The organism is Actinobaculum sp. 313 (assembly GCF_003073475.1).
Classification (GTDB): Bacteria; Actinomycetota; Actinomycetes; order Actinomycetales; family Actinomycetaceae; genus Asp313.
On the sequence record NZ_CP029033.1, the window covers coordinates 2758463 to 2768961 of the forward strand.

Annotated in this window: 6 protein-coding genes; all 6 read right to left on the bottom strand. The window is 59.0% G+C overall.

The window, feature by feature from the left end; translation table 11 throughout:
- Positions 1-5008: 5008 nt before the first annotated feature.
- Positions 5009-5659 carry a 16S rRNA (guanine(527)-N(7))-methyltransferase RsmG gene (rsmG, locus tag DDD63_RS11885; protein WP_108716558.1) on the bottom strand — a complete coding sequence of 217 codons (651 nt, stop codon included), beginning with the start codon at positions 5657-5659 and terminating at the stop codon, positions 5009-5011.
- Positions 5660-6648: 989 nt separating this feature from the next.
- Entirely contained in the window at positions 6649-7185 is a 537-nt protein-coding gene (locus tag DDD63_RS11895) for a R3H domain-containing nucleic acid-binding protein (protein ID WP_108716560.1), read from the bottom strand.
- Positions 7186-7247: 62 nt separating this feature from the next.
- Positions 7248-8462, bottom strand: coding sequence for a membrane protein insertase YidC (gene yidC, locus DDD63_RS11900; RefSeq protein ID WP_108716561.1), 1215 nt, complete (start codon positions 8460-8462; stop codon positions 7248-7250).
- 52 nt (positions 8463-8514) lie between these two features.
- A complete protein-coding gene (gene yidD, locus DDD63_RS11905; protein WP_108716562.1) occupies positions 8515-8853 on the bottom strand; it encodes a membrane protein insertion efficiency factor YidD in 339 nt (112 codons plus the stop codon).
- On the bottom strand, positions 8850-9323 hold the full coding sequence (locus DDD63_RS11910) for a ribonuclease P protein component (protein ID WP_205647270.1): 474 nt from the start codon (positions 9321-9323) through the stop codon (positions 8850-8852). Before DDD63_RS11910 ends, yidD begins: the two co-directional genes overlap by 4 nt.
- Positions 9324-9347: 24 nt before the next feature.
- A complete protein-coding gene (rpmH, locus tag DDD63_RS11915; protein ID WP_108716563.1) occupies positions 9348-9485 on the bottom strand; it encodes a 50S ribosomal protein L34 in 138 nt (45 codons plus the stop codon).
- Positions 9486-10499 lie beyond the last annotated feature (1014 nt).

Below are 10499 nucleotides of genomic sequence, written 5' to 3' on the forward strand. Positions count from 1 at the left end.
GGGCATGGCTTCCAATGTGGCACCTCTTTCCCATACCACTCAAACTACGCCTACCACCGCCGAGAGATTACTCGCCGACAGTGAGTCATTCGCCGTCCCACTCAGACTACATTGTCCGGACAAGCCGCCAATCGCAGGCAAAGCTCGTCACCGTTTCGCTCGAACGGCCCGCATTCGGAGCAGTCGATGCCTGTGCCGCCGAGGCGGGCCGATTCACTTGCGAGCAAGCCTCGGGTGGCGACCTGCGCAGTATGGCGTTGACTTCGCGTTCACGCGCGAGGCTCAAGCATGCGATTGGGAGGTGCCCACCAGGAATTGTCTAGGCCGACGTACTGGCGAAGATCCAATGCCGCAGCGGACATCGCCCTCATGCACTGCAACGCCCTTTGAAAGCATTTCTCTGTCCGTCGTTTCACGCGAAACAGGTAGAGTCTCGCGTTATCGCCTTCTATCGATGCAGTAGGGAACGGCACCTCCCTGTCGTGGCGAAACGGTCCTGCAACGGACACTCAATGATGTTTCACGCGAATTGGCGCCTGACGAGTTCCGTGGCAATCCCCGCAACCAGCAGATGTGTTTCACGTGAAACGGGTAGGGGCTCGCCTCGTCGCCATTTACAAGCGCTCACTTGTCCACCTGGCACCACGTCCGACTCCCGCACCAAGATCTGCTAGCGACCTGATGTGTTTCACGTGAAACGGCGCGAGTCCAGCCATGTCGTTGTTTGCGATCATCGCCATGTCTGCCTCACGGAAGCACGCCCATACAACGAGCCTGGGTCGTGCCGGACCGCTCAGCGGTCTCGATATGTACCTGTAGTCACCTCGCGCAAGGTTCACACGGTCTGAGTCTGCCCGCCGCTCAGCTTCGCTGCGCTTTGATTCCCAGCCAAATCGATTGTGACATCTGTCCCGTTTCGCGTGCCCCGAGCCACGTTGGAGAGCCGACTCGGTCAGGAGCATCGCGTTCTCCACGCATGCCGCTGCGTTTGACACCAACAAGCAGGCTCCGGCACGCCATTGATCTCGCTCTCCCCGGACCGCTTTCTATCGACACCCCGCCTGCATTTCCCCGAGTCCGAAAGGTCAATTCAACTGGCATGGCGAGCCTAGTAGTCGTGTGAACACTAGACATCGCAACAGGTTGTCTATTCCGGAGGCATGGCGACCCCGGCCGCCACTACTGATGCCGCATTGCCAAGTTCTTCTCTTCACGCCAGGCACTCCCCACCAACGGTTAGACGCGTAACACGCACGTCACCCCACTAGGGAAGGGCTCTGCCGCACAACGTGTAAGCGTCAAGTGGTGTCGCACTTCGTGCGGCGAACAGCAGTGTCGACGCATGGAAAGCGTGGTCGGAAGACCACACTCCGATCATCGGTGCCGAAGTCGTCCGATGACACGATGTTTCATGTGAAACAACACCGCGCCCGTTGCAGCGACTCACCCCGGCTCCTCGTAGACGTATTCACGTCGCCACCGGGCGTAGATACCCGGTCGTCCGCGACGGCGAAGTCTTCCACTCGCGCCCTCGACTCGCGCCACCACCAGCGCCAGGACGCGCTTGAGACGGTCAGCCCAGGCGACACCTCTCGCCACGCAAAGTCCCGTCTGCGTTGACCGAAGCACCGTTGTCGTATGCTGCAGTGACCGCGCAGGCCTCAATCCGAGAGGGAGAGCCCTGCCAACAAGCTGCATCCGCAAGCTCAAGCGGTCCCCGCGTTACGAAGCTGCGTTCGGGGCAAACCGTGCAATGGTGCACTGTATTTCGGCTGCAGTACCACGCCGTCGCACCTCGCCGCTGAGGCAAGTCTTGTCGCTCTCCAAAAGCATAGACTCTTACCATTAGCGGCACCCGCCTCCTGCGCTTAGCGCTGCTATCCGCAGCGACTGCCCATCACGGCAATCTCGCAATCGCGCCTGGATCGATCATCCGTTTCACGTGAAACGCACACAGAGAATGAGCGCGGGGACTGGTTCGGTCCAGTCGGCATTTCACCTGAAACACGTCGCGCATAGGCTCGCACTAGCTTGACGGTCCGACCGAGCCGTCGTTTCACGTGAAACACTCGCCGACCGCAATCAAGAGCTCGCACTGGAGAGACGACTCTCACGTCGCGACGAATATGCACGCTGACTCCTGATATCGCCCGTGTAGCCCAGCCCCTTCTCTGCAGGGATCGAGCACGAATGCGCCTTCTGCACCGATGTCCGCCGCGCAGCCCATTCTCCTGCCTGTCTACCTCTTCACACGTTACAGGGTCGCAAGTCCGCAACGAACAGCGATTGCGGAACAGCTCCCGTCGACGAGACTCGTGCCAGACGACCTGGCTCCCGCGACCTCCCTGCGCCTCACTGACGCCGCTCCGACCGGCGTTTCATTTGCCTTGAGTCATCCACAGCTCATACGGCTACCGCCGCTAACCCTTGCGCACACCAGCACACTCATGGGGGGAGTGCGGAGCTCGTTCTGCCGCAATTACGTCCTGGTTCAGGTCAGCCAACCACGTGGAGAGTGCGGCACTCTGCTCCCGACGCTTTCCACTGTGCAAGAGCACCCACCTGGCCCCAGCATTTTCTTCCCCCATCCCACGTTTTCCACTCTCGAGCCACCGCGCAAACGCGCCGCTGCACGCTGACTGGGCCGCCAACCCCAAGTCATCGCCACTGGCCTCTCCCGTGTCGGGACCACGCGTGCTTCTCCGTGCCGAGAATTGGCGAGTATGTCTACTAGGAACGAAAGGCGTGGTCCATCTGCCGCACCCGGTATGCTTCCTGCCGGAAGCAGTCCATGTCTTCTCCTTGCCCCATCGGCACTACGCTACTCCTGCCACCTTCTCGACGAAATGTGGTCGTGCGGCCGACTTCTGTTAGCCGAGTAACTCCGAACGCCACGCACCCGGACCCAACTCGGCCGTCAGCACCGCGCCCATAAGTCCCATGGCCGGAGCCCGCATGGGTCATCTAACAGCACGCCGCATACGTATCCCAAGCCGGAGCCTGCGGCCTTCCAAGCACACACCGTTTCACGTGAAACGGTGTGTGCCTCCCGCACGCCGCAGCTACCACAATGCCACATGTTCCTTGGTCCCTCGGTGCGAGAACCTGCTCCGTCGCTTCGCCAAGGCGTGCAACCGACAATAGCAGGCTCCGAGATTCGCCCAGCCGCTCCGGCATTACCATGACAAGCGGGGATCAGTCTTTAGACCGTCCATTCCTCCCAAGGCGTTTGGCGTGCACGGCGGCCATGCCCGGCGCGCTACCCACCACCCGGCAACGCAATTCTGATCGGGGTACTCAGCGCCCGTTCCGCGGAGCCGCCGCACCCGACTCACCTATTCTCTGGCCCAACACGCAGCGCCAGGTCTGCAGAGCGACTCCAGCTGTCCAGGGGCATCTGAACTGTCTTGCACGTGGAGCCAAACGCATCGCTCTCCGCGGTTCGGTCGTGGCTGGAGTATGAGCCTCTATGCAATGGCGATCACAGACGACCGAAGCCTTGGCGCATAGAAACCTTAAGTCGGCTATCTCCACTTGCCTCTTCCCACGTCGGGCAGGACGACTCACAGTCTCGACGCGTAGCCGACACACGATTCAGGTACCTGTATCTGCCAGAGCGGTCACGTATTGACTCGGCCGCACTTCGCCAGGTTTCACGTGAAACACAACCGCAGCGTCTGGCTGCGCCAATGCTGCTTCCGCAGCGCACCTAGATCCACTACCTCCCAACGCACCCGCGCCGATGCCTTCAACGTCTTGTGCTATTCCCACCTGAGGAGTTGTCCGCCCAGTCAGCCTACAGCGGCGCGCTTATGCGGTGGCTCGAGAGTGGAAGATGTGGGACACGGGAAGACCCGCCAAGCAATGTCTCTACTCGCCACCACCTCCTCACTCCGCACCACCACATCTTCGACAGACGACAGCACCGCGCCATCGCAGCGTCGCCGCGTCCATTTCCATCTGCGAGTTCGTCAATACCACAACAGGCTGCCAAGGCCAAGGTCTCATCCGTCGCCCGTCGCAGCTTGTTCAACTCTGTACTCACTTCCCACGAGTGATCCCACCAGACAGACAGTCGACGAGATAGGGGATGAGTCGCGCGCATGTTTCACGTGAAACATGTTGGGTACCGCCACGTCAGATACCGCCTCCCCAGCCAAGGTAGAACGCCGTGGCACAACCACGCGCGCACACACCGAGATACGACACAAGTGGCAAATCTGCCCGCATGACTGCTACTCCCAAGCCGATGTCCCTGCCGTATAACGGCGGCATAGTTGCTATGATAAATCCCGTTGGACCGACCGCATTCGGCATCGTTTACACTAATGGCTCCCGATGCCAAGAGAACCTTGATGCCCATTGCTCTGCATCACCTTGCAATCTTCCGGCTTGCGTCTACCGCCCGCCGCACAGCTAAGACCTGTTCTTTCACGCGAGTCTACTACCGCCTCCACCGCACTCCGCCATCAACATGTGTAGTGTTGTTACCCTGTCACTCCGTGGCCTCGGTGCCGATTGACCCTTCAGCCCTCACTCCTGTGCGCACTGCAGCCAGCTGCTCCAACGCTACGCACCAGGGCTGCCACCGCACGAAATAATGCTATGATAGCTAGCATCGATGCCTGTAGTGCACTCTGGCGATGCTGCTGCAACCACTCTACCGATCAAGGATTCGTTCTGTCCGGCGACAGCGGGCTTGCACATCGCATGCGCCAGCCTGCCCAATACGCGGTCCATCCTTTCCCTTACAGCCTCGTTAGCTCTTCCCCGGCGATGTCACGCGCTCCTACGCCCGGGCATATAGGGCGAACCTACGCCCGGGCATATAGGGCGAACTAGTCGCGGGAGCGACCTAGGACATTACGCGCTTGCACGCCCGGGCACTGTAGGGGCCATAAACTCCTGCCTCCGGTTCGCCGCGACTTCCCAACCAGAGCTCAGCCAGCCCTAACAATAGCTACCCCAACAACAGCCGCCCGCGACAGCACCAGCGGCGACGACCCAGCTAAGCCTGCTTACGGACCTCGACGACCCTTGTCGCCTCATCACACCCGAAGGGCGTTACAAGATGTACATCCACCCACTGTGCACGTGCGCGTCGCAACTCCCGATCCGAGGCCGCGATCTCCTCCTCGATCCGCGCACCTTTAAGAGCTACCAATGAACCCCCACGCTTTACCAGCGGCATCGTCATCGGCAAGAGTTTCTTCAGTGCAGCAACCGCCCGCGCTGTAACCACATCCGCAATCATCTTGCCGTGCAGTTCCTCTGAACGTGCATGTGCGACTTTGACATTGGCAAGTTGTAGCTCTCTCGCCACCAGGCTTAGCCAAGTGCACCGCCGCTCCATGGATTCCACGAGGGTAACACCGGTATCAGGTCGGAGCACTGCCAGCACGATTCCAGGGAATCCTGCCCCCGAACCAACATCGATGACCCGCGCGTTCTTGGGTACATACTCGAGGATCGCGGTCGAGTTGAGTATGTGCCGGGTCCATAAGCGTTGACCCTCACGCGGTCCGATAAGACCTTGCCGTTCACCTTCGCGTTCCAAAAGGCTCGCGTACCCCAACAGTTGATCCCACGCTAGGCCGAAGTGCTCCGCACCCCCGAGGGGTGCCGGTTCGAAACCCAACAACTCGCTCTCTTCATTCATTCTTCAGTTGCACCGTTCATGTTTCTCGGACCCACCGGACCTCGCTACACACCGACCGCAGACAGCTCTACCATCGTCAGTCAATTGCTTCACCATCCTAAACGCTGACCTCTTCAGATGTTACTTGGAGAGATCATCTCTGTGGTCGCGATACGGGTCGTAGCCCTGCCACCGCATCGGACCCCAGACCAATAGCGACATCCGCCCCGGAGTATTACCGTGTTCTCGCGCGGATCTCAACCCTTTTGCAACCGTTCCACGTCGGCTAATATGACACCCGGCACCGCGACGCACGTAGTTCTCACCGCCTGGCTTCTGTTCCGCCCAAAAAATTCGCCGCAGCAAACCCAGATCGACACAAACCACCTGAATCTTCCCGTCTCCAACCCGCGAACCAGCTCCCAAAATCCAAGGCAATCATGACAGCCGTAGAATCCGACCCGTACCGATGCCGAGCCTTATGCTCCACCAACGGTCAGCTTAGGACCCGCAGTCGGCCCAGGCGGCCAATCCGATTGCCCCCATCAGCGAGCGGGAAGAATCGCGCGCCGAACTCTCCACACGCCGCAACCACCCGCCCATCTAGCATCCGAAAACCCACCTGCCCGACCTCTCCACAGGCCAGAACCACCCGTCCACTCCACCTAGCATCCGGAAAGAACAGCACCGCGAGTTCGAGCTCACCATACGCACCAACCGGACTACTTTTCGCCTTATGGCCGTCTGTCAGGTCCGTCGAGCTCACCATACGCACGGACAGCACTGGAGACCTCACCGTTCAGATAGCGCGTGAATAACGCCCGAACGCCATTTCCGCAGCTGCCATCGGTGAAAACCTCACCGGCGCTAGCCCGCACACCGCATTCAAGCCCACCGTCCCCGTCAAAGTCCGCAGTGCGCATTAAACACGTCGCCGACGCCGAGGAGTTCGGCGTCGGCTTCGCGTCTACAAGTACTCCGCGTACGCGGTTTCTCTTCCGCGCGGCGGCTTACTCCTCGTCGTCGAAATCCTCTTCCGTTACGATTTCTTCGAGGCTGATAATCACGTGCCGCGCATTGCCGACGCCTTCAGAATCCGAATACAGACCGGACTGCGCCACGATATCGTGTACCACCTTGCGCTCGAAGGGATTCATCGGCTCGAGCGAAACGGTCTTCCCGGTATCGGTAACACGAGCCACCGCCTTGCGGGCGATCTTCGCAATCTCATTGCGACGGTTCTCACGGAAGCCGAGAATGTCCAGCATGAGTCGGCTTCGTTCGCCGGTCTGGCTCTGCACGGCAAGACGTGTCAGTTCTTGTAGTGCATCAAGCACTTCGCCGTCCTGCCCGACAAGCCGTCGCAACCGACGGTCTTCCTTACCATCGGTCACAATGGCCAAAGACGCGCGATCCGCTTCAACTGCAATCTCAATATCGCCGTCGAGGTCAGCGATGTCGAGCAGTTCTTCTAGATAATCTGCCGCGAAGTCACCTTCCTCATCTAGCTTCTTCAAGAGATCGCTATTATCGAGTGTTTCGCTCATAGTGGTTTCCTTCCTCTCACAAGTCTGTTGTCGCTGCGCCGCGAACGTGAACCCCGCGGTAGCTAGAAATTCCTCTTCTTCTGATTCTGCTGCTGCTTCTTCTTACGCTGTTGCTGCTTGGCCCGCGAACGCTGCCGTTCCGCCTGCCGACGCTCGTAGCGTTTCCGAGCGCGTTCGGCATCCGTCAAACCATCCTTACCGCGGACCTCATGCTCTCCCTCGTTACTCGCGGTCGCCTCGTTCGCGTCGACGTCGCCTGCCATCGCTGCCTGAGCACTCGCAGTTCTATCCACTTGCTCCTTCGGAGTTGCCTTAGCAGCCGCTTTCTTCGCACGACTCTTTCCAACCGGCTGTTGGCGCTGGCCGACGGAGCGCACTTCACTGGCGGCCTCACTATCTTCTTCCGGAGGCAATCCCTTGGCAATGCGGCGCTGACGCAGCCGCTCCTGGCGTTCCTTGTACGCCTTGGAACCTGGAGTCGGATTGTTCCGGATGAACCACGCCTGCTGGCCCATGTTCCAGAAGTTTCCTGCCACCCAGTACACAAGCACGCCGATTTGGAAGGCCACGCCGGTCACCAAATAGATAGCCGGCATACCGTAGAGCATGTACTTCTGCATCTGATACGCCGGGTTGGACCGATCCATCGATGACTCCGGCATGTTCTTCATCGTCAGCTGCTTTTGTGTAAAGAACATCGTCAAACTGAGCAGTAGAACAAACAGTGCCGCAATGATTCGCACCCGTAGGCTCAAGGAAGGATCGGCTCCTGGCTGGGAGAAAGACGCCGAAAGTGGCGCTCCGAAAACCGTTGAGTTCTCGAACTCAGCCGCAATGTTCGTGTCTATCGGACCCAGTGCGCCGCGATTACCGGAGGCGATACTCGGGAAAGCGTAGAGCACCCGGTACAACGAGAAGAGAATCGGCATCTGTACTAGCATCGGCAGGCACGAAGCAAATGGAGATGTACCGTGCTTGCGGTACAGCGCCTGCATCTCTTCCTGCTGCCGTTGCTGCGAAAGACGATCCTTTTTTCCCTTGTACTTCTTCTGAATCTTCTGGATCTCGGGCTGAAGGATCTGAGTTTGGCGCGAGGCTCGGATCTGCCGGTTGTACAGGGGCAGCACTATCAATCGGACAACAATAGTCAAGCCGATAATCGACAGCACCCAGGCCGGTCCGGCACCAGCATCCATACCGATGGCGGTCAGTCCTTGATGAATGCCGTACATAACCCATGCGACCAACCACATGATCGGGTGAAGGATAGTATCCACAGCTCTTCTTTCACTACCGCGAGCTCACGCCCGCATTCTCGATGTACTGCCCTTATTCCTCATCGCCCTGGCCGCGTTGGCCTGATGAGATCATCAGTTCGTGATCTTCCTGCGCGTACAACGCCATGAGTTCGGAGTGGTCGAGCGGAGCCGACGGCCATTTTCCCCGAGCCGGTACCCGATCAACACCACCTTTACTCCACGGATTGCAGCGCAAGATTCTCCAGACACTGAGAAGTGTACCTTTGACCACCCCATGAATTCGAAGCGCGCCATAAGCGTACTGGGAGCAACTCGGTGCATAGCGGCAAGTTGCCGGTAGCGCCGCCGAAATTGTCCTCTGGTACCAACGGATTGCCGCGAGGAGGGCGCATGTCACCGGATTTATCACGGCTGTCCTCCTTGACCTTCCGCTACGACGCCGACTTCGTCAGTTCGCTGTGCACCGGATTCCGCATTAGTGGTGAGGGCACCAGGCTGTTGCCGACCACAGGTCGAACTAGATGCTCGTTCCGCCTTGTTTCGCGCTCGACGGATCCCTTCATCCACATCTGCGGCAAGCTCTTGTGATGTCACGCCACGTGCTGCAGGCAGCGCGCGAACGGCTACCAATTCACCCGCCGTGAATTGTGGCAACCGATCTCGCAGAATATGCCGCAACTGGCGGGAGAGACGATGCCGAAGCACGGAGTTACCAACGCTTTTAGGTACGACAAAGCCGACCTTCACGGGGTGGAGGTCGGCTGAGCTTCCCGCCGAAATTACGTCTTGAGTAGATGGAGTGTAGATCGATACGACGAGCCGCTTCGTCCTGCCACGCGCACCACGCATGGCCTGAACAAACTCAACCGATCGTCGCATCCGATGGTCGGCGGGCAGCATCACTCACGCTGAAAGCTTTGCGCGGCCCTTACGGCGACGAGCAGCGATAACGGCCCGGCCAGCCCGCGTGCTCATGCGCTTGCGGAAGCCGTGCACTCGGGCGCGGTGACGATTATTCGGCTGATAAGTCCGCTTGGTCACTTTGACTCCTTGGAGCAGAACGCAGGATAAACCTGCCTGACAAAAACAACGCGGCACTCCCCGACGGAGAGCACAGCATCTACATAACTCTAGGCGATGCGGCTCAGCCGGGTCAATCTTTGAAGCTGTGCGCCAGTTCACCGGTACGCCGCACCCGAGCCGCCATTACTATGGGCGACGTCGGCGCGGTATTCCACATACAAGACAACACCTGGTTGCACACGTAGTGCAATATCTGACGACGTCGGCGCCGTCTGGTGCGGTGATCACGTCGTGTTGCGTGTGTGGGGCAATATCACTCTCACTGGAAAATATCCAGCGTCTCAGACACCGCGCTACGTACAGGGCATCATCTACGCTTCGGCATCGCTCCACAATAGACAGCATCTCAAGAGCCCGCTGCTTCCGCAGCCACACACCCCATCCAAGGCAGCGAACGCCGTGAGACCAGAACGTTGCTACGAGCGCGGAGTTCAGCGCCGCCTTTAATCGAACGCTCCTCGTAAGGCCCGCATACAGATCTGTTCCTCCTGCGACGCGGAGTCATTTCACAATATGTACAGCGCCACCCGCGACACCCTTGATAGCCCAGCCATTCATCCACAAGTCGGCCGATTGCGCTAATGGCCGACAAGGACCCATTGCTCAGACTTCTCGGGGATCTCGATAACATCAAAACACCGATACGCCAACGATCTCGCAACCTGCGGTCGGGGTCACTCGACTTCAAACTTGATTCATTCCAAATTACTCGACTTTTCATTCTTCTTCCACACCTGTGGACAAACTACCTGCAGCGGTTTTCGCGCAGGTTCGCGGACCGTCGCCCCCAAAACTACACGCGTGTAATTTCCACAGCTGTGCAGAATCCTGTGGATAAATCGAATGCGGAATCGCGAGCGGTGGCCTAATATGGCAAGAGTCTGATGAATACGGGCGCAAAGCGGGCAGGCTTTACGCCATGAACCGGCCATACCGGGCGGTAGGTCCACACACTGAGTAGGAGACAGCAGT